The organism is Amycolatopsis keratiniphila subsp. keratiniphila (genome assembly GCF_001620365.2).
In the GTDB taxonomy this organism is placed as follows: Bacteria; Actinomycetota; Actinomycetes; order Mycobacteriales; family Pseudonocardiaceae; genus Amycolatopsis; species Amycolatopsis keratiniphila.
Window position 1 is genome coordinate 556,627 of the sequence record NZ_LQMT02000010.1, and the last position, 19,257, is coordinate 575,883.

The following is a 19,257-nucleotide window of genomic DNA, read 5'->3' on the forward strand; positions in this document are numbered from 1 at the left end:
CGGAGTGGTCGCACGAGGGTCGCGCGTCGACGCAGCGGAGACTTCCCTAAGCGTCGACGCGCTTGGGAAGTACGAGGCCGGTCTGCGTTGTCACGAGAGTGAAGCTAGCCGGTCGCCGTCAAGAGTGTCAACTCTGCGGGACGGCGATTCCGCATGCTGGACATCTCCGGCGTGTGGTGCGACCCGCGTTCGGGGCCTCGAAGGCGGCGGTGCACCATCTTTGACGTGGCAGAAGAAAAGCAGCGGGAACAGGTGAACGAGGACCGCAAGGCCGTCTTCAAGATCCCGAACACGGCATTGCTGGCGATCGCTTTCCTCGTCGTTTGTGTGACGCCTGTCGCGTTCGGCGACGTGCCGTATCTCCAGTGGCTCTACCTCTTCCCGATCGCGCTGGCGGTGTTCGTCATCCGGACCCGCACGACGGCGACGGCCAAGGGACTGGAGGTACGGACGATGTTCGGGCGGAAAGACCTGCCGTGGACCTCGCTCAAAGGCCTCGCCATCACTGACAAGGCGAAGGTGCAGGCGGTGCTGAAGGACGACACCAAGGTCGCCCTCCCCGCCGTGCGCACCCGCCATCTTCCGGTGATCTCGCTGGTCAGCGCGGGCCGGATGGCCGATCCGTCCGGGCTGACCGACGACGTGACCGAGGCTCCGGAAAAGCGCGACGATTCCGGGGAGTAGGATTGGTAGGACCAGTTTGGCGCTCGTTCGCCCTGGTCCCCATCCCGAACCTTGGAGTCAGCCGTGCCTCAACTCCGTTCCCGGACCACCACCCACGGCCGCAACGCGGCGGGCGCGCGCTCGCTCTGGCGCGCCACCGGAATGACCGACAGCGACTTCGGCAAGCCGATCGTCGCCATCGCGAACTCCTACACCCAGTTCGTGCCGGGGCACGTGCACCTCAAGGATCTCGGCGAGATCGTGGCGAACGCGGTGAAGGAGGCGGGCGGGGTCGCCCGTGAGTTCCACACGATCGCCGTCGACGACGGGATCGCCATGGGGCACAGTGGAATGCTCTACTCGCTGCCTTCGCGCGAGATCATCGCGGACTCCGTCGAATACATGGTGAACGCGCACCAGGCCGACGCGCTGGTCTGCATCTCCAACTGCGACAAGATCACCCCGGGCATGCTGAACGCCGCCATGCGGCTGAACATCCCGGTGGTGTTCGTCTCGGGTGGGCCGATGGAGGCCGGGAAGGCCGTGGTCGTCGGCGGGGTCGCGCAGGCGCCGACCGACCTCATCACCGCGATCGCGGCTTCGGCCAGCAGCGAGGTCGACGAGGACGGGCTGTCCATTGTGGAGCGCTCGGCCTGCCCGACCTGTGGTTCGTGCTCGGGCATGTTCACCGCGAACTCGATGAACTGCCTCACCGAGGCGCTCGGGCTCTCCCTGCCGGGCAACGGCTCCACCCTCGCCACGCACGCCGCCCGCAGGGCGCTCTTCGAGGACGCCGGGCGCACGGTCGTCGAGCTGTGCAAGCGCTGGTACTCTCACGACGACGAGTCGGTGCTCCCGCGCTCGATCGCGTCGAAGAAGGCGTTCGAGAACGCGATGGCCCTCGACATGGCGATGGGCGGTTCGACCAACACGGTGCTGCACATCCTCGCCGCCGCGCAAGAGGGCGAGGTCGACTTCACCATCGACGACATCGACGCCATCGGCCGCCGCGTGCCGTGCCTGTCGAAGGTCGCGCCGAACTCGGACTACCACATGGAGGACGTCCACCGCGCCGGCGGAATCCCGGCGATCCTCGGCGAGCTGCACCGCGGTGGGCTGCTGAACACCGACGTCCACTCCGTGCACTCACCGGATCTGGAGACGTGGCTGTCCACTTGGGACATCCGGGCGAAGGAGCCTTCGGAGCGGGCGATCGAGCTGTTCCACGCGGCGCCGGGCGGGGTCCGCACCACCGAGGCGTTCTCCACCGAGAACCGTTGGTCCTCTTTGGACACCGACGCCGTCGGCGGCTGCATCCACGACGTCGAACACGCCTACACCAAGGACGGCGGGCTCGCGATCCTGCGCGGCAACCTCGCCGAGAACGGCGCCGTCATCAAGTCGGCGGGCATCGACGAAGAGCTGTGGCATTTCGAGGGCCCGGCCCGGGTGCTCGAAAGCCAGGAGGAGGCGGTTTCGGCCATCCTCAAGAAGGAGATCCAGCCCGGTGAGGTGCTGGTGATCCGCTACGAAGGCCCGGCGGGCGGCCCGGGGATGCAGGAGATGCTGCACCCGACGGCGTTCCTCAAGGGCTCGGGGCTGGGCAAGAAATGCGCGCTGATCACCGACGGCCGGTTCTCCGGCGGCTCGTCGGGCATCTCGGTCGGGCACATCTCGCCCGAGGCCGCCGCGGGCGGGGCGATCGGCCTGGTCCAGAACGGCGACCGGATCCTGCTCGACGTCCACGAGCGGCGGCTCGAACTGCTCGTCGACGAGGACGTGCTCGCCGAACGGCGCGCGAAGATGGAGGCGAGCGAGCGGCCGTGGCAGCCGGTCTCGCGGGACCGGAAGATCACCGCCGCGCTGCGCGCCTACGCGCGGATGGCGACTTCGGCCGACACCGGCGCCGTCCGCGACCCGAACAAGTAGCGGTCACCTTCCCCAAATGTCATGAAAGGGTCGTTCAGGACATCTTTTGTCCTGAACGACCCTTTCATGACACTCGCGAAAGCCGCACTTAGAGGACTGAATGCGGGTGGTCAGCGGCAGAGGACGATCACCACGACCGAAGCCGCCGCAGCGAGAAGAAGCCCGATCAGCCCGAACGAGAGCGGCCGCTTCCGCCACGGCGTGTTGACGTCCAGCGCGATCCGCCCGGAGCCCGCGAGCAGGACGGTCAGCGAAGCCGCGGCCAGCAGGAGTTCGAACTCGAAGCCCTGCCCCTGCTTCTGGAAGAATCCGCCGCCGAACTTCACGTAGACGATGTTCGCGCAGACGCCGAGCAGCGCGGCGGCGCCGATCGGGGTGAACAGGCCCACCAGCACGAGCGCACCGCCGACCACCTCGCTGATCCCGGTGATCCACGAGAGCAGCGTGGTCTGGCTGGTGTAGCCGAATTCGCCGAGTGCCCTGGCGAAGCCGCCGACCCCCGGGCCGCCGAAGGCGCCGAAGAGGTGCTGGAGCCCGTGCGCGCCCATCGTCACGCCGAGCACCACTCGCAGGACGAGCAGACCGAGATCGATCCCGCCCCTGGTCTCCGCCGGGCCGGGGCCGCTGTCGGCGTCGGCCACGTCCGAGATCATGCTGGTCTGATAGTCATCGCTCACGCGCGAAGGGTAGGGGAAACCGGCCCGTCAGGCGACCGAACCGCCGGAACGGCTCAGAACAAGGTCGCCGGCTCGACCGGTTCGGGTTCCGGCAGCGGGTCGAGATCGGGCACCAGGGCGCGTACGTCGTCGTGGAAGCGGCGGGCGAGCGCCGGGGCGTCGTCGTTGTCGGGGGTGTGCACGAAGACCGTCGGCGACCGGCCCTCCCGCAGCCATCCGGCGACCACCTCGGCCCACGGCCGCCATCCCTCGACGGTCACCTCAGTCGCGTCACGGCCCAGATAGCGGACGATCGGCCGGTCGGTCAGCGCCCGCGTCCGCCGCGGCAGCCGCGGTTTCTTCGCCCAGGCGTCCTGTTCCGCTTCGCTGATCGGCGGGCTCGCGAAGAAGACCTCGGTGTCGAACGGCACCCACTCGGCACCCGCGTCGGTCAGTGCCGTCTCCAGCAGCGCCGTCGCGCGGGTGTCGCTGTGAAACCCGGGGTGACGCACCTCCACGGCGCGCCGGAGACCGGCGGGGAGACGGCGCAGGAAGCGGCCGAGGGCGTCGACGTCCGGCGGGCCGAACGAGGCGGGCAGCTGGGTCCACAGGACCGCCCGCTCGCCGAGGGGTTCGACCGCGTCCAGGAACGCCCGCATCTCGGTCTCTACCCCGGCGAGCCGTTTCTCGTGCGTGACGACCTTGGGCAGCTTGACCACGAACCGGAAACCGGGACCGGTCTGCCGCGCCCACGTCTCGACGGTCTCCCTGGCGGGGGTCGCGTAGAAGGTCGTGTTGCCCTCGACCGCGTTGCACCAGCCTGCGTACGCCCGCAAACGCTCCCCCGCGGGCAGCGACCGCGGCAGGAACCGGCCCGCCCACGCCTTGTGCGTCCACATCGCGCAGCCGACATGAAGATTCGCCACGATGCTCAGTATTCGCCGTGGACCAGGTTCTTCGGCAGCTCCCCGCCCAGATAGTGGCTCAACTCCCGCACCACCACCGCGTAGGCGCGCTGCCGCCGCCCGCTCACCGCGCCCGCGACATGCGGTGTCAGCAGCAGTCCCGGCACGTCCCACAGCGGATGCCCCTCGGGCAGCGGCTCCGGATCGGTGACGTCGAGGGCGGCGCGCAGCCGTCCCGACGCGAGTTCCGCGACGAGCGCGCTGGTGTCCACGACCGGACCCCGCGACACGTTGACGAGGATCGCGTCATCCGGCATCGCGGCCAGGAACTCCGCGTCGACCATGCCCCGCGTATGCGGCGTGAGCGGCACCATCAGGACGGTGATGTCGTGTTCGGGCAGCAGGCCGGGGAGTTCGTCGTTGCCGTGGACGCCCTCGCGGGCCGTCGCGCCCACCATCGTGCAGCGCACGTCGAACGTCTCCAGCCGCCGTCGCAGATGCCTGCCGAGGTCGCCCGCGCCGATGATCAGGGCCCGCTTGCCCTGCAGGGTGTCCGTGGTCCGCCGTTCCCAGTGCTTCCGCCGGTGGCCGTCGGCGAAACCGTCGAGGTCCCGGTAGATCGTCAAGAGGACCGCGACGACCCACTCGGCCGAGCTTCCGCCGTGCGCGCCGCGGCAGGTCGAAAGCAGCACGCCGTCCGGCACCTTGCCCACCCACTCCTCGGCGCCCGCCGCCAGCAGCTGCACGAGTTTGACGTTCGGCAGTTCGCGCCAGAGTTCCTCGCTGGGCCCCTCACCGGTCACGAGGACCTCGGCCTCGGCGGCTTCCGCGGGCACCGGCTCCCCGCGGCGGTACACCACCGGACGCACGCCCTCGATCTCCGAAAGCGCGGCCACTCCCTCTTCGTCGGGCACGAGAACGGTCACAGTCATGATCGCCACGGTATCGAGCACCGCTGTGTGTCTGTCGGTGAACCCGCGTCCGCGATCGACGTCGGCAGGGCGCCTGCTGCAGAAGTGAGTCACTGAGAGCGGACAGGGCGCCCTACCACCGCGATAGCGGGGCCTTCGGCCGTAGCGGGTTCACGCGTATGGTCACTTTCCGCGTACATCTCAGCTCCGCCATAGGCTCTTACCCGTGGCTCACGTACGCCCACCTAGGCTGGGCCCGTGCGTACCCGGTACCGGCGGAAATGGACCGCGCCGCTGGCCATGCTGGCCTGCGGCGCGCTGATGCTCTCCGGTTGCGCCGAATTCGACAACACGGCCGCCGGGCAGAAGTTCACCCCGGTCAACCCGCCGTCCCCCGAGGTCCCGCCGCAGATCGGGCCGGGCGGTGAAGCGGGCGAAGCAGGCCCCGGCCGGGGAAACGGGCCGAACCAGGCGCCGACGCCGGTCCCGCCGCCGCAGGGCTGCAAGGACTTCGACAAGGCCGTCATCGCGACCTGTCTGGACACCGTCGCCGCCGTGGCCGCGATCCCCGGTGACGGCAGCGCCCCCAGCGCGCTCGCCGGGGAACGCAAGAGCGGCCGGATCCTGCTCGCCGCCGCGGAGAAGGACCCGGCCGAGTGGGCGACCGTTCCCGTGGACGGCTCCGGCGACGGCGGCCTCACGTCGCTCGCCCTCTCCCCCGGTTTCGCCGAAGACCAGCTCGTCTTCGCCTACATCACCACGCCGACCGACAACCGGGTCGTCCGCCTGGCGAAGGGCCAGGCGCCGAAACCGGTGCTGACCGGGATTCCCAAGGGGGCCACCGGCAACCGCGGCGCGATCGGCACCGACGCCAAGGGCGCGCTCCTGGTCGCCACCGGCGACGCGGGCAACCCCGGGCTCGCGGCCGATCCGGCGTCGCTCGCCGGGAAGGTGCTGCGCATCGACACCTCCGGCAAACCGGCGGCGGGCAATCCCACCGCCGGTTCGGCGGTCTTCTCGACCGGTGTGCACTCCCCCGGCGGGATCTGCCGCGACCAGGCCGGTTCCCGCGTGTGGCTCACCGACCGGCTGGCCGACAAGGACGTCCTGTACCGGCTTCGCGGCGGCCAGCCACTGACCACCCCGGCCTGGAGCTGGACCGACAAACCCGGCGTGGCGGGCTGCGCCGATTTCGTCGGTACCACCGGATATCTCTCCATCACCACGTCCATCGCGGGCAACCTGCAGAACCTGCCGGTCACCCCGGACGGAGCGGTGACCGGCAAGCCCAACGTCGCCATGGACGGCAAGGTCGGCAAGCCGCCGAAGACCTTCGGCCGGATGTCCGCGATGAGCATGATCAACCCGCAGATCGCGGTCGCCGGGACGATCAACAAGGACGGCGGCTCGCCGGTTTCGAGCGACGACCGCGTCGTCATCATCACGCCGTCGGCCAGCTCCGGCGGGGGCGGCAAGGACTGAGCTGTCCTCAGCGGGACGGCCGCGGGTGGGGCGCCGGTGCGAACCGCGTGAACGACGGCGGCATCGGCTTTTCCTTGCGGTCCGGGTCGAAAAGCTCCGGTACGAGGCGGTAGCCGTCGCCCAGCGCGTTCGCGGCGGCGGTGAGCCGGTGCGGTTCGGTGGACGGCCAGCGGCCGGTGTCCACCCGGGACAGCAGGGTGCGCAGCAGGACGATCTCCTCGGCCGCGTTGAACGAGCAGTGACCGCCCCGGTTCACGTAGGTCTGCCGCAGCAGCGCGGGATCGCCGTTGCGCCGGACCTGGTCGCCGTACCACCGGGCCTGTCCGGCGACGGCGCCGCCGTCACCTGTGGTGTGCGTGGTCAGCACGGGCGACGGCGTGGTGCCGCGCGCCACGGTGTAGTGCCGCATGTAGGCCTCGGCCTTCGGATCCGCCGAAATCCGCGGGGCCTCGGCGAGCCGGTCCAGGTCGGCTTCCAGATCCACGCCGCCCGTCCGGTAGGCATGCCGGACCAGGTCGAGACCGGTGGACCGGGCGAGCTGACGCCGATAGTCGATCCCGGTGTTCGACGACGGGTTCCCGCCGGCCCGGCGCTCGATTTCGGGACGCGTACCCGGTCCGTAGCCGTACAGGTAAGCGCCGGCGACCCACATCGCCTGGTGGGCGAGACGGTCGGCGAGGGCCGTCGGCTCCGGTTCGTGCGCGAGCGCCCAGCCGGGGATGGTGCCCAGCGCGCCTGCCAGCGCGATCCGCGCCCGGCCCGCGTCGGTCTTCTGCGCTTCGGCGACGGCGGCTTCGAGTGCCGCCTTCGAGGCCGCCGGATCACGAGGCCGGACCAGGTCGATGTCCGCGTCCGGCGCCAGCAGCGTCTTGAGCGCGAAGAGCATGTCCAGCGCGCTGTTCCACGTGCCGTGCGCGTCGTACTCGCCGCACTGCGCCAGGACACCGTCGAACCGGCCCGGGTTGTCCTCGGCCAGCTTCAAGGAGATCACGGCGCCCATGGACATTCCGCTGGTGACGGTCCGCCGCGGTTCGCCCACGTTGGCCTCGAACCAGTCCAGCAGCGCGATCTGATCGGTCAAGGCTTCTTCGATCGCGTGCCCGAAGGTGCCCTTGTAGTTCGACGCGGCCAGCGCGTAACCCTGATCGAGCAGCCAAGCCTCGGTCTCGGGTCTGGTGGACAACATGATCTGCTTCGGCGCCCATGGATCCACATAGAGCCCGTGGCTGTACAGCACCAGCGTGCCGTTCCAGCGTTTCGGCACTTTGACCAGGTAGTCGGCTCCGTCGATGGTGCCTTCGTAAATACGCGCGCGCCCTTCGGCGGCCGCCGGCGCGGCGGTGAACAGCGCACCGAAAAGAACCGCGACGAGCACGGTGACGAGTGTCCTGCGTGAAGTGGTCATGCAGAACAAAATAGGTGACCAAATGGTCACATGTCAATGCGGTACTCCGTCCGCCTCCCGCACATCCCGTAACCGCCCTCTTCGGACGGACCGGCGACCCGGACGCCGGAGTGCTGCAAGTGGCTCGCGTCGCCGTTCGCGAGCGCCCTCAAGTGCTCGCCGGTCAGCTCGGCGGCGGCCAGCGCACCGGCGCGCCAGCGTGGGAGCCATGCCTCGACCTTCGGCGCGACCAGCGCGGCGGCCGCGCGATGAAAGTCCCGCAGCGGACCGGGATCCCCCGCGACGAGCGCGTCGCGCATCGGCAGATAGCCCTCGATCGCGAGATCACGGCGACGGCGGGCCGCGTCGTCGTCCGCGGGCATCGCGGCGGCCTCCGCGTACGCGTCCGGGTCGGCGAGGACCGGCGATGGGAAGGTGAAGACCGCGTCGCCCGCTTCGGGCAGCCCGCTGTTCTGCATGAGCACGGTGATCCGCAGGTCGTCGCGTTGCACCATCCGGTGGACCGTGCCGGGCGCGAACCACGCGACGACACCGGCTTCGAGCTCGGTCTCCCGGTAGCCGCCGACGTCGAGTGTCTGCACCCCGCCGCGTCCGCCGGTGACGACGTAGGCCTCGGTACAGGCGAGATGCAGATGCGGGCTGCCGCCGCACACCCCGTCCGCGGCTTCCCATTCGTAGGCGCACAGATGGGAAAGCCCGATACCGCCAGGAAGCGGGAACACGATGATCTCCTCGATGAAAGCGCTTTCTCAACCCGCATTCAGAGGACTGAACGCGGGAGGAGGGCTATCAGGGACGACGGGTGCGGGTCTCGGCACGCAGGCGCCGGACGTCGAAGAACGCCACGACGACGGAGACCGCGGCGGCCACCAGGCCGAGATAGCGGCCGAGGCCGGTCCCGATCTCGATACCGGCGGCGGAGAGGATCCCGCGCTGGTCGGCGTCGAACTGCCAGTCGAGGGTGGTCCAGCCCAGCAGCATCAACAGCAGCGCGCCGATGGCAGCCATCAGCCACAGATGCGGCAGGCCCGCCCGGCGGACGGCGTCGACACGGCCGAACAGCACGACCGCGAGGCCGGGAAGGAACAAGAGGAAGAGCGGCGCCCAGGCGAGGAAGCCCGAACGCCACGCGTCACGCGTGACGTCGGTGGCGGGCAACGTCTTCAGCACGTCTTCGATCTCCGGGCGCGAGGCGGTCAGCGTCGTCCACGGAAGGAACAAGGCCACCAGCGCGAGCAGCCCGGCCGCGAGGCCGAGCCACTCACGCCAGGTGACCTTCTTCAAAGCGAGATCAGGCACCGACTCGCTCGACGATCAGTTCGCGCACGCGTTTGGCGTCGGCCTGGCCCTTGGTGGCCTTCATGACCGCGCCGACGATCGCCCCGGCCGCGGCCACCTTGCCGCCGCGGATCTTCTCGGCGACGTCGGGCTGCGCGGCCAGCGCCTCGTCGACCGCCGCGATGAGCGCGGAGTCGTCGGAGACGACCTTCAGGCCGCGCTTCTCGACGACCTCGGACGGCGAACCCTCGCCGGCGAGAACGCCCTGCACGACCTCCTTGGCCAGCTTGTTGGTCAGCTCACCGGCGTTGACCAGCGCGATGACCTCGGCCAGCTGCGCCGGGGTGATCGCCAGCTCGGCCAACTCGATCTCGCGGGAGTTGGCCTCCTGCGCCAGCGTGTTGACCCACCAGCTGCGGGCCTCGTCCGGCGTCGCGCCCGCCTCGACGGTCGCGGCGACCAGATCGACCGCGCCGACGTTGAGCAGGTCCCGCAGCGCCTCGTCGGTCAGGTTCCACTCCTGCTGGATGCGCTTGCGGCGCTCCGACGGCATCTCCGGCAGCGTCTTGCGCAGCTCCTCGACCCATTCGCGCGACGGCGCGATCGGGACCAGGTCGGGCTCCGGGAAGTACCGGTAGTCCTCGGCGGTTTCCTTGGTGCGGCCCGACGACGTGGTGCCGTCGGCCTCCTGGAAGTGCCGCGTCTCCTGCTTGATGGAGCCGCCCTCGGCGAGGATCGCCGCCTGGCGGGTCATCTCGTAGCGCACGGCGCGCTCGACGCTGCGCAGCGAGTTGACGTTCTTGGTCTCGGTGCGCGTGCCGAATTCGGTCGCGTCCTTGGCCATCAGCGAAACGTTCGCGTCGCAGCGCAGTGAACCCTGGTCCATGCGGACGTCGGAAACGTCCAGCGCGCGCAGCAGATCCCGCAGGGCGCTCACGTACGCGCGGGCGACCTCGGGGGCACGGCCGCCGGTGTGCTCGATCGGCTTGGTGACGATCTCGATCAGCGGAACGCCGGCGCGGTTGTAGTCGAGCAGCGAGTGCTCGGCGCCGTGGATGCGACCGGTGGCACCGCCGACGTGCAGCGACTTGCCGGTGTCCTCCTCCATGTGCGCGCGCTCGATCTCGACCCGCACGACCTCGCCGTCGTCCAGCGTCACGTCGAGGTAGCCGTTGAAGGCGATCGGCTCGTCGTACTGCGAGGTCTGGAAGTTCTTCGGCATGTCCGGGTAGAAGTAGTTCTTCCGGGCGAACCGGCACCACTGCGCGATCTCGCAGTTGAGCGCGAGGCCGATGCGGATCGCGCCTTCGACCGCCTTGCCGTTCACGACCGGCAGCGAACCGGGCAGGCCGAGACAGGTCGGGCACACCTTGGTGTTGGGCTCGCCGCCGAACTCGTTGGCACAGCCGCAGAACATCTTGGTGTTCGTGTTCAGCTCGACGTGCACCTCGAGGCCCAGCACCGGGTCGAACCGCTCGATGACGTCGGCGTAGTCCATCAACTCAACCACGGCGGTCACTTCTTTCCTCCCAGCTCCGGAACCTCGTGCACCAGCGAGCCGCCGTTGGCGGCGTCGCGCGCGACCTCGTAGGCGGCGCCGACGCGGTACAGCCGGTCGTCGGCCATCGCCGGGGCCATGATCTGCAGGCCGACCGGCAGCCCGTCCTCATGCGACAGTCCACTCGGGACACTCATCGCGGCGTTGCCTGCGAGGTTCGACGGGATGGTGCAGAGGTCCGCCAGGTACATCGCCATCGGGTCGTCGACGCGCTCGCCGATCTTGAACGCCGTGGTCGGCGTGGTCGGCGAGACCAGCACGTCCACCTTTTCGTAAGCGGCTTCGAAGTCGCGCGTGATGAGCGTGCGGACCTTCTGCGCCGAGCCGTAGTACGCGTCGTAGTAACCCGACGAAAGCGCGTACGTGCCGAGCATGATGCGGCGCTTGACCTCGGGGCCGAAGCCCTTCTCGCGGGTCAGCGACATGACCTCTTCGGCGCTGTGCGCGCCGTCGTCGGACACGCGCAGGCCATAGCGCATGGCGTCGAACCGGGCGAGGTTCGACGAGCACTCGCTCGGCGCGATCAGGTAGTACGCGGGCAGCGCGTAGGTGAAGTTCGGGCACGAGACCTCGACGACCTCGGCGCCGAGCGCGCGCAGCTGTTCGACGGCGGCCTCGAACGACCGCAGCACACCCGGCTGGTAGCCGTCGCCGGCGAATTCCTTCACCACGCCGACACGGACGCCCTTGAGGTCACCGGTGAGGCCCTGGCGGGCCGCGGCGACCACCGGCGGGACCGGCGCGTCGATCGAGGTCGAGTCCATCGGGTCGTACCCGGCGATGACCTCGTGCAGCAGGGCGGCGTCGAGCACCGTCCGCGCGCAGGGGCCGGCCTGGTCGAGCGAGGAGGAGAAGGCGACGAGACCGTAGCGGGAGACACCGCCGTACGTCGGCTTCACGCCGACGGTGCCGGTGACCGCGCCGGGCTGGCGGATCGAGCCGCCGGTGTCGGTGCCGATCGCGATCGCGGCCTCGAACGCCGCGATGGACGCCGAGGAGCCACCGCCGGAACCGCCCGGGATGCGGGCGTGGTCCCACGGGTTGTGCGTCGGGCCGAACGCGGAGTTCTCCGTGGAGGAGCCCATCGCGAACTCGTCCATGTTGGTCTTGCCGAGCACCACGACACCGGCCTCGCGCAGCTTGCGCGTCACGGTGGCGTCGTACGGCGGGAGCCAGTTCTCCAGGGTCTTCGAACCGACCGTGGTCGGGATGCCCTTGGTGGTCAGCACGTCCTTGAGCGCCAGCGGGACACCGGCGAGCGCCGACTTCGGCGCGTTGCCCTCGGCGACGTCGGCGTCCACCGCGCGGGCGGCTTCGAGCGCGCCCTCGGTGTCGACGTGCAGGAAAGCGTGGATGTGGTCGTCGACCTCGGCGATCCGGTCCAGGTGGGCCTGCGTGACCTCGACGGCCGAGACCTCACGGGCCTGGATCTTCTCCGCCAGCTCGGCGGCGGTGAGCTTGATGAGTTCGGTCACTGTTCTTCTCCCAGAATCCGCGGCACCCGGAAACGACCCTCTTCGCTGGCCGGCGCACCGGCCAGCGCCTGCTGCTGGGTCAGCCCCGGTCGGACCGTGTCCTCACGGAACACGTTGGTCAGCGGCACGGCGTGCGACGTGGGCGGGACGTCCTCGCCTGCGACCTCGCTCACCTTGGCCACCGAGTCCAGGATCTGGTCGAGCTGGCCTGCGAAGACGTCCAGCTCCTCTTCGGTGACGGCAAGCCTGGCCAGCTTGGCGAGGTGTGCGACCTCGTCGCGGGAAATGTTGGGCACGCGGGTGACTCCCGGGGTGTGCTGTGCGGGTTCTGTCGGAAGCTGCAAGTCTATGGTGGCGGCGTCGGCGGACTCGACTGGGTTATGCCGCGGCCTGCGCTCCCATGTCGGGTAAGGAGTGCCTGGTTCGTTATCCCGCGCCCCGGACGTCGGTCCCCATTACCTCGTCCGGTCTGTCACAATCGGCGCCCGGCGTAGCGCGTTCCACGGCGAGGCTGGGACGCCTGAGGCGAGAGGGGCGCGTGTGTCGTTCCTGATCCGGGTCCAATTACCGGACACCCCGGGGACCCTCGGCGCGGTCGCCACCGCGCTCGGCACCGTCGGCGCCGACATCCTGAGCGTGGACGTCGTCGAACGGGGCGGCGGTGTCGCCATCGACGACCTCGTCGTCGAAATCCCCTCCGGCAGGCTGCCGGACGCGCTGATCACCGCCGCCGAAAGCGTCGACGGGGTCGAGGTCGACGCCGTCCGGCCGTATGCCGGGGTGCTGGACACCCATCGCGAGCTCGAACTGGTCGAGGAGATCGCCGCGAAGCCCGCTTCGGGGCTGGAGATCCTCGCCGAAGGTGTGCCGAGGATCATCCGGGCGGGCTGGGCCGTCGTCGTCGAACACGCCGAAGCGGGCGCGATCCGGCTGGCGTCGTCCAACGCCGCGCCCGAGACGCCGATCACCGACCTGCCGTGGCTGCCGCTGGAACGCGCCACCATCCTCGACGCCGAGGAGGCCTGGGTGCCGGAAACGTGGAAGGAACTGGGGACCGAACTCGCGGCGACTCCGCTGGGGAAGCCCGGCAAGGCGCTGCTGGTCGCGCGGCCGGGCGGGCCGAACTTCCGGGCCGCCGAAGTGGCGCGGCTGGCGCACTTCGCGGGGATCGTCGCCGTCGTACTGGACAGCTGACCTTCGGTTTCGCTCACTGGATGTCATGAAAGGGCCGTTCAGGACATTTTTCGTCCTGAACGGCCCTTTCATGACATCCGAGAAGGGGTTCAGCTCACGAGTCGAAGATCGCCTCGGCCCAAGCGCGGGTCAGCTTCGCTCAGGCAGCGTTACTCACGAGGCTCGCGCCACTTGCGGTCCGGGGGATCATCGCGCATCTCGTCCAGGTCTGCTTCCCAGCCAGCCCCTTCCAGCGCGAGGATGTCGGCGGTGGTGATCGCCGTCGCCGACTTCATCAAAGCTCCAGGTGGTACGCGATCAGGATCACCCCGGGATGCGGCTCCCAGTCCCGCTCGGGCAGCCGCACGAAGCCGAGCCGCTCGTAGAGCCGGTGCGCCCGCGTCATCGTCTCCAGGCTGCACAGCACCACCCTCGCGGCGGCGAGTTCCCGCGCCCGCGCGATGACCGCCCTGGTCAGGGCCTCACCGATGCCGCGCCCGGTCGCCGACGGCAGCACTCCGAGCATCCGGAACTCCAGTTCGCCCTCGCGGGACAGCTCGGCGAAGGGCGTCCCCGGGCGGGCGATGGTGACCGTGCCGAGGAGTGTGCCGTTCCCATCCACCGCGACCAGCAGTTCGGCCAGCTCCGCGCGCCGGGCGGCGTCGAGCAGTTCGGTGGCGTAACCCACGCCGTCGACGAGGGTCCGCTCCGCCGAGTACGCGGCCAGCGTGAGTTCCCCGACGGCCGTCAGCTCCTCCGGCCGCGCGGGCCGGATCTCCAGGTCACTCATCGGTCGGCAGGGCGAGCTCGGCCGCGGCCTCGGGCCCGTCTTCCAGCAGCACCCGGAAGCCGTTCTCGTCGAGCACCGGCACCTTCAGCTGGACGGCCTTGTCGTACTTCGTGCCCGGCGCGTCGCCCACGACGACGAACGCCGTCTTCTTCGACACGGAACCGGCCGCCTTCCCGCCGCGGGCCATGATGAACTCCTTGGCCTCGTCACGGGAGTAGTCGTTCAGCGAGCCGGTGACGACGATGGACAGGCCTTCGAGGTTGCGCGGGATGGACTCGTCACGCTCCTCCTCCATCCGTACGCCCGCCGCGCGCCACTTCTCGACGATCTCGCGGTGCCAGTCGACCTCGAACCACTCCTTCGCCGCGCGGGCGATGGTCGGGCCGACGCCGTCGACGCTGGAGAGCTCTTCCTCCGTGGCGTTCTCGATCCGTTCCAGCGAACCGAATTCCCGCGCGAGCGCCTGCGCCGCCGTCGGGCCGACGTGCCGGATCGACAGGCCGACGATGACCTTCCACAGTGGACGGTCCTTCACCGTCTCCAGGTTGTCCAGCAGCTTGCGCCCGTTGGCCGACAGCTCCCCCGCCTTGGTGCGGAACAGCTCCACCTGAAGCAGCTTTTCCTCGTCCAGCTCGAAAATGTCGCCCTCGTCGTGCACGACACCGGCGTCCAGCAGCGCCACCGCGGCCTCGTAGCCGAGCACCTCGATGTCGAACGCGCCCCGGCCGCCCAGGTGGAACAGCCGCTCCCGCAACTGCGCCGGGCAGGACCGCGAATTCGGGCAACGGATGTCGATGTCGCCCTCCTTCTGGTACGCCAGTTCGGTATCGCAATTGGGGCAGCGCAACGGCATGACGAACTCGCGCTCTTCACCGGTGCGCGCGTCGGCGACCGGGCCGAGCACCTCGGGGATGACGTCGCCCGCCTTGCGGATGACGACCTTGTCCCCGATCAGCACGCCCTTGCGCTTGACCTCTTCCTGGTTGTGCAGCGTCGCCATCGCGACCGTGGATCCGGCCACCTTCACCGGCTCCATCACCGCGAACGGGGTGACCCGACCGGTGCGGCCGACATTGACCTGGATGTCCAGCAGGGTGGTGATCGCCTCTTCCGGCGGGTACTTGTAGGCGATCGCCCAGCGCGGCGCGCGCGAGGTCGTGCCGAGACGGCGCTGCAGCGCGACCTCGTCGACCTTGATGACGACGCCGTCGATCTCGTGCTCGGCGTCGTGCCTGTGCTCTCCCCAGTACTGGATGTGCTCCAGCAGCTCCTTGCCGGACGTCAGCACCTTGCTGTGCGGGGAGACCGGCAGGCCCCACGCGGCGAGCGCGTCGTACGCCTCGGACTGGCGCTTCGGTTCGAAACCCTCGCGTTTGCCGAGGCCGTGGCAGATCAGCCGCAGGTTGCGCGACTTCGTGATCTTGGGATCCTTCTGCCGCAACGAACCGGCGGCCGTGTTGCGCGGGTTCGCGTACGGATCCTTGCCCGCCTCGACCATCTTCGCGTTCAGCGCCAGGAAGTCCTCGACGCGGAAGTACACCTCACCGCGGATCTCGACCAGCGCGGGCACCGGGAACTCGTCCGTCCCGGTCAGCCGCTCCGGCACCTGCTCCAGCGTGCGGACGTTGAGCGTGACGTCCTCGCCGGTGCGGCCGTCGCCCCTGGTCAGCGCGCGGGTCAGGCGGCCGTTCTCGTACAGCAGGTTGATCGCGAGCCCGTCGATCTTCAGTTCGGCGAGGTACTTCGTCGCGCCGATCTCCTTCTGGACGCGCTCGACCCAGGCCTCGAACTCCTCGGCATCGAAGACGTTGTCGAGGCTGAGCATGCGCTCGAGGTGATCGTGCGCGACGAACTCGGTGGAGAACGTGCCGCCGACGTTCTGCGTCGGCGACTCCGGCGTCACCAGCCCCGGATACTCGTCCTCGATGGCCTGGAGTTCGTTGAGCAGCTCGTCGAACTGACCGTCGGACACGATCGGTGAATCCAGCACGTAGTACCGGAACTGGTGGCCGCGGATCTCCTCCGCCAGCTCGGCATGCCGCTCACGGACGTCTGCAGGCACGTCGGTGACGTCCTGCGCCGGCTCGATGTTTTCGGGAAGTTCGCTGCTCACGGGGGTAACTCTAGTCGGGGGTACCGACATTTCCGGACAGCCTGCCGACCACTTCGCGGAGTTCGAGCAGGGTCAGCTGCCCGTCCGGGGCCTCGGTCACCAGCTCGACCTTGCCCAGCCGCTCGGCCGCGACCCGCTCACCCAGCGTGGCGTCCAGCGGCAGGAACGTCATGGTCGTCCGGGTCTCCGGGGCGAGCTCGCCGATCTCAGGATGGAACACGGTCACGTCCACGCGGCCGGCTGCTTCGTCCACCTTCGCGGTCACCCGGACGTCGGCGAGCGCGATGCGGGTCTCGCCGAGGTTGACGGTGACTTCACTCGGATCGGGGACCGGCGGCACCGAATCGTGGTACTCCCAGATCGCATCCTCCGGCGGCGCCGCGGCCTTCCACGCGTCGGTGTACGGGCGCAGTTCGGGATCCTCCTGGCCGGTCAGCACCAGTGAGTAGATCGCCCGGTGCCCACGATCGAGGGAGAAATGCAGCCGGGGGTGCAGCGCCTCGACGATGGTGCACAGGTCGTGTTCCACCCGATGCGGTTCACGGTCGCCGAGGGCGGCGCTGACCTCCGGCAGGAGCGCGAACCACGCCTCCCAGAACGTCGCCGCCGCGGCGGCCGCGTCCTCGGGGACCGGCTGCTCCGGCCAGGCGGTGCGGGGGTCGGGAACGTCCTCGGATTTGCGGGAACGGCGGAACAAACGCATGACGGGCACGCTACCGCGCCGCTCACCAGCCTTCAGGCGGTTCGGTGAAAGCCTTGCCTGCCTCACGGCTGAGCGTGAGCGCACGGCGCATCCACTCGGGAGTGGCACCGGCGAGCCCGCACGCCGAGGTCGGCACGACCTGCTCCGCGAGGATCTCACGGCGGAAACCGAGCCGGTCGACGAGCTTGAGCACGGGCGTGACCACGTCGCGCAGCTCCACCGGCACGCCGGGGTCCGTGGTGGGGACGAGCCCGAGCATCAGCGTGGTGCCGGAGTCCAGCGTCTCGCCGATTTCGTCGAGCAGCGCGGGCGAAGCACCCTTCAGCAAGGCGAAATCGAACGCGATCGCCTTCGCTCCCGCCGCGCGCAGCAACGAGATCGGCGGCTTCTCGGCGCAGCAGTGCACCGCGACCGGCTGACCGGTGATGCGCTCCGCCCCCGAGATCACCGTCGACAGCAGCTCGCGGGCTTCCGGCGCGGGCACTGCGGGAACGGTGCCGTAGCCGGACGCCGTCGGGAGATCCCCGGCGAGGACCGCGGGCAGCGACGGCTCGTCGAACTGGAGCACCACCGGCGCGCCGATACGCGATTTCAGTTCCTCGACGTGCCCGGCCAATCCGTCGAGCAGCGATGCGGCGAAGTCACGCAGCGCGCCCCTGTCGGTGAGCACCCGGTGCCCGCGCGGCAGTTCGACGTTCGCGGCCAGCGTCCACGGCCCGGCGACCTGGATCTTGAAGGCAGGCGGCGCCGCCCCCGCCTTCTCCCTGGCCTCCTGGACGGCGTCGAGGTCCCAGTTCATCAGGTCGAGGGCCCGGCGGTGATCGTGCCCAGGACGGGCGGTGACGCGATAGCCGCTCGGCACCACCTCGACGGCGAGGTCGACCAGCAACGCCGCCGTCCGGCCGATCATGTCGGCGCCGACACCGCGGGCGGGAAGTTCGGGCATACAGGGGAATTCGGGCAGTTCGCCGAACACGATCGAAGCGGCCTCGACCGGATCGGTGCCGGGCAGGGAACCGATCGCGGTGGCCGCGCCGAGGGGCCAAGGTCGTTCGTTCACACCCGGATTCTCCCCTTGGTCCGAGTGTGCGGGGAGGCGGGGCACGGGAGGACACGGACATTCGACGCAATTGCCGTCGACGAGCCCGAGACGGCACTGAGCGCATTACGCTGACCTGCCATGACGAGCTCTCCACAGCCCGCCGGCTGGTATCCCGACCAGCAGAACCCCCGGGTGTACCGGTGGTGGGACGGGCAGGCCTGGACCGCGAACACGCGGCCGTCGCACGACGCCGAGATGATCGAACTGGACATCGAAGGCGCCGCCGACCCGGACAAGATCCGGGCACAAGCGGCGAGGGGCACGCAGGGCCGGGCCACCGGGGTGGTCGGCGGCGGCACGCTGTTCTCCGAACCCGTGCTGGTGGTCAACCAGCGCGCGAAACTCATCGAGATGTCGAACGAGTTCGGCGTGTTCGACCAGAACGGCAACCGTCTCGGCGGCGTCGTCCAGGTCGGGCAGAGCACGTTGAAGAAGGCCATCCGGCTGCTCACGAACTACGACCAGTTCCTGACCCACCGCTTCGAAATCCGCGACGCGAACCACAGCACCGTGCTGAAGGTGACGCGGCCGGCGAAGGTGTTCAAATCCCGGTTCCTGGTGACGAAGGCCGACGACTCCCCCATCGGGGAGATCGTGCAGGAGAACGTCTTCGGGAAGATCCGGCTGGGTTTCGTGGTGAACGGCCAGAAGGTCGGCGGGATCTTCGCGGAGAACTGGCGGGCGTGGAACTTCGTGATCAAGGACCACGCCGACGCCGAGATCGCGCGGATCACCAAGACCTGGGGCGGTTTCGTGAAGGCCGCGTTCACCACCGCCGACAACTACGTCGTCGAGATCCACCGGCCGCTGCGGGATCCGCTGGCTTCGATGGTGGTCGCTTCGGCACTGACGATCGACACGGCGCTGAAGCAGGACGATCGCTGAAGCAGCGCAGCTTCGCGTGACTGAGTGGACGGCACGTGTGATCAGAGGGGCGACACGCGTGACTGGAGGGACGACACGCGCCCGCAGCCAGGGCTGCCGCGCGTCGTTCCCCTGGACACGTGTGTCGTCCACCTGATCACGCATGTCGTCCCGCCAGACACGCGAAACCACCCTTCCGTAGTGACCGGGGTCTCACCCCGCTCAAGTGGACACTCGGCTTCCGGCGGCA

19 protein-coding genes are annotated in these 19,257 nt (G+C 69.5%); 5 read left to right on the plus strand and 14 right to left on the minus strand.

Annotated elements, in window-relative coordinates:
• Nucleotides 1-225 precede the first annotated feature (225 nt).
• Nucleotides 226-684: a PH domain-containing protein gene (locus tag AVR91_RS10830; RefSeq protein WP_063277541.1), complete on the plus strand. Its 459-nt coding sequence runs from the start codon at nt 226-228 to the stop codon at nt 682-684.
• A 63-nt stretch (nt 685-747) separates the two neighbouring features.
• Nucleotides 748-2,592 carry a dihydroxy-acid dehydratase gene (ilvD, locus tag AVR91_RS10835; protein WP_063277540.1) on the plus strand — a complete coding sequence of 615 codons (1,845 nt, stop codon included), beginning with the start codon at nt 748-750 and terminating at the stop codon, nt 2,590-2,592.
• A 110-nt stretch (nt 2,593-2,702) separates the two neighbouring features.
• On the opposite strand, the gene AVR91_RS10840 is transcribed toward ilvD, so the two are convergent.
• The 3 genes from AVR91_RS10840 to AVR91_RS10850 all read right to left on the minus strand — a co-directional run bounded on the left by AVR91_RS10840 (nt 2,703) and on the right by AVR91_RS10850 (nt 5,085).
• On the minus strand, nt 2,703-3,245 hold the full coding sequence (locus AVR91_RS10840) for a DoxX family protein (protein WP_063277539.1): 543 nt from the start codon (nt 3,243-3,245) through the stop codon (nt 2,703-2,705).
• Nucleotides 3,246-3,322: 77 nt separating this feature from the next.
• The gene (locus tag AVR91_RS10845) at nt 3,323-4,147 is read right to left on the minus strand and encodes a DUF72 domain-containing protein (RefSeq protein ID WP_063277538.1); all 825 of its coding nucleotides are present in this window, start codon (nt 4,145-4,147) and stop codon (nt 3,323-3,325) included.
• 32 nt (nt 4,148-4,179) lie between these two features.
• Nucleotides 4,180-5,085: a 2-hydroxyacid dehydrogenase gene (locus AVR91_RS10850; protein ID WP_063277565.1), complete on the minus strand. Its 906-nt coding sequence runs from the start codon at nt 5,083-5,085 to the stop codon at nt 4,180-4,182.
• Between the two features lie 237 nt (nt 5,086-5,322).
• On the opposite strand from AVR91_RS10850, the gene AVR91_RS10855 reads away from it, so the two are divergent.
• The gene (locus tag AVR91_RS10855) at nt 5,323-6,546 is read left to right on the plus strand and encodes a PQQ-dependent sugar dehydrogenase (RefSeq protein WP_063277537.1); all 1,224 of its coding nucleotides are present in this window, start codon (nt 5,323-5,325) and stop codon (nt 6,544-6,546) included.
• 7 nt (nt 6,547-6,553) lie between these two features.
• Here the strand turns inward: AVR91_RS10855 and AVR91_RS10860 are convergent, their stop codons facing one another.
• The 6 genes from AVR91_RS10860 to gatC form a co-directional block, all read right to left on the minus strand.
• Complete coding sequence (locus AVR91_RS10860; RefSeq protein WP_063277536.1) at nt 6,554-7,951, minus strand: alpha/beta hydrolase family protein; 1,398 nt, start codon at nt 7,949-7,951, stop codon at nt 6,554-6,556.
• A gap of 26 nt (nt 7,952-7,977) precedes the next feature.
• A complete protein-coding gene (locus AVR91_RS10865; RefSeq protein WP_063277535.1) occupies nt 7,978-8,673 on the minus strand; it encodes a cupin domain-containing protein in 696 nt (231 codons plus the stop codon).
• 67 nt (nt 8,674-8,740) lie between these two features.
• Nucleotides 8,741-9,250 (minus strand): hypothetical protein, encoded by a 510-nt coding sequence (locus tag AVR91_RS10870; RefSeq protein WP_063277534.1) that lies wholly within the window; start codon nt 9,248-9,250, stop codon nt 8,741-8,743.
• Nucleotides 9,243-10,748 (minus strand): Asp-tRNA(Asn)/Glu-tRNA(Gln) amidotransferase subunit GatB, encoded by a 1,506-nt coding sequence (gatB, locus tag AVR91_RS10875; protein WP_063277533.1) that lies wholly within the window; start codon nt 10,746-10,748, stop codon nt 9,243-9,245. Before gatB ends, AVR91_RS10870 begins: the two co-directional genes overlap by 8 nt.
• The gene (gene gatA, locus AVR91_RS10880) at nt 10,745-12,262 is read right to left on the minus strand and encodes an Asp-tRNA(Asn)/Glu-tRNA(Gln) amidotransferase subunit GatA (RefSeq protein WP_063277532.1); all 1,518 of its coding nucleotides are present in this window, start codon (nt 12,260-12,262) and stop codon (nt 10,745-10,747) included. The genes gatB and gatA overlap by 4 nt, the downstream gene beginning before the upstream one ends.
• On the minus strand, nt 12,259-12,558 hold the full coding sequence (gatC, locus tag AVR91_RS10885) for an Asp-tRNA(Asn)/Glu-tRNA(Gln) amidotransferase subunit GatC (RefSeq protein ID WP_005162012.1): 300 nt from the start codon (nt 12,556-12,558) through the stop codon (nt 12,259-12,261). The genes gatA and gatC overlap by 4 nt, the downstream gene beginning before the upstream one ends.
• A gap of 244 nt (nt 12,559-12,802) precedes the next feature.
• Between gatC and AVR91_RS10890 the strand changes: the two genes are divergently transcribed.
• Nucleotides 12,803-13,456 carry an ACT domain-containing protein gene (locus tag AVR91_RS10890; RefSeq protein WP_037341914.1) on the plus strand — a complete coding sequence of 218 codons (654 nt, stop codon included), beginning with the start codon at nt 12,803-12,805 and terminating at the stop codon, nt 13,454-13,456.
• A 149-nt stretch (nt 13,457-13,605) separates the two neighbouring features.
• Here the strand turns inward: AVR91_RS10890 and AVR91_RS44280 are convergent, their stop codons facing one another.
• The 5 genes from AVR91_RS44280 to AVR91_RS10910 are packed head-to-tail and all read right to left on the minus strand — an operon-like array spanning nt 13,606 to nt 18,101.
• Nucleotides 13,606-13,731: a hypothetical protein gene (locus AVR91_RS44280; RefSeq protein ID WP_267284111.1), complete on the minus strand. Its 126-nt coding sequence runs from the start codon at nt 13,729-13,731 to the stop codon at nt 13,606-13,608.
• The gene (locus AVR91_RS10895; protein ID WP_063277531.1) at nt 13,731-14,225 is read right to left on the minus strand and encodes a GNAT family N-acetyltransferase; all 495 of its coding nucleotides are present in this window, start codon (nt 14,223-14,225) and stop codon (nt 13,731-13,733) included. Before AVR91_RS10895 ends, AVR91_RS44280 begins: the two co-directional genes overlap by 1 nt.
• Nucleotides 14,218-16,338, minus strand: coding sequence for an NAD-dependent DNA ligase LigA (gene ligA / locus AVR91_RS10900; RefSeq protein ID WP_063277530.1), 2,121 nt, complete (start codon nt 16,336-16,338; stop codon nt 14,218-14,220). The genes AVR91_RS10895 and ligA overlap by 8 nt, the downstream gene beginning before the upstream one ends.
• Before the next feature lie 10 nt (nt 16,339-16,348).
• Nucleotides 16,349-17,041 carry a hypothetical protein gene (locus AVR91_RS10905; RefSeq protein ID WP_063277529.1) on the minus strand — a complete coding sequence of 231 codons (693 nt, stop codon included), beginning with the start codon at nt 17,039-17,041 and terminating at the stop codon, nt 16,349-16,351.
• A gap of 22 nt (nt 17,042-17,063) precedes the next feature.
• Entirely contained in the window at nt 17,064-18,101 is a 1,038-nt protein-coding gene (locus tag AVR91_RS10910) for a methionine synthase (protein WP_063277528.1), read from the minus strand.
• Between the two features lie 120 nt (nt 18,102-18,221).
• Between AVR91_RS10910 and AVR91_RS10915 the strand changes: the two genes are divergently transcribed.
• Nucleotides 18,222-19,028: a phospholipid scramblase-related protein gene (locus AVR91_RS10915; RefSeq protein WP_063277527.1), complete on the plus strand. Its 807-nt coding sequence runs from the start codon at nt 18,222-18,224 to the stop codon at nt 19,026-19,028.
• Nucleotides 19,029-19,257: the final 229 nt, after the last annotated feature.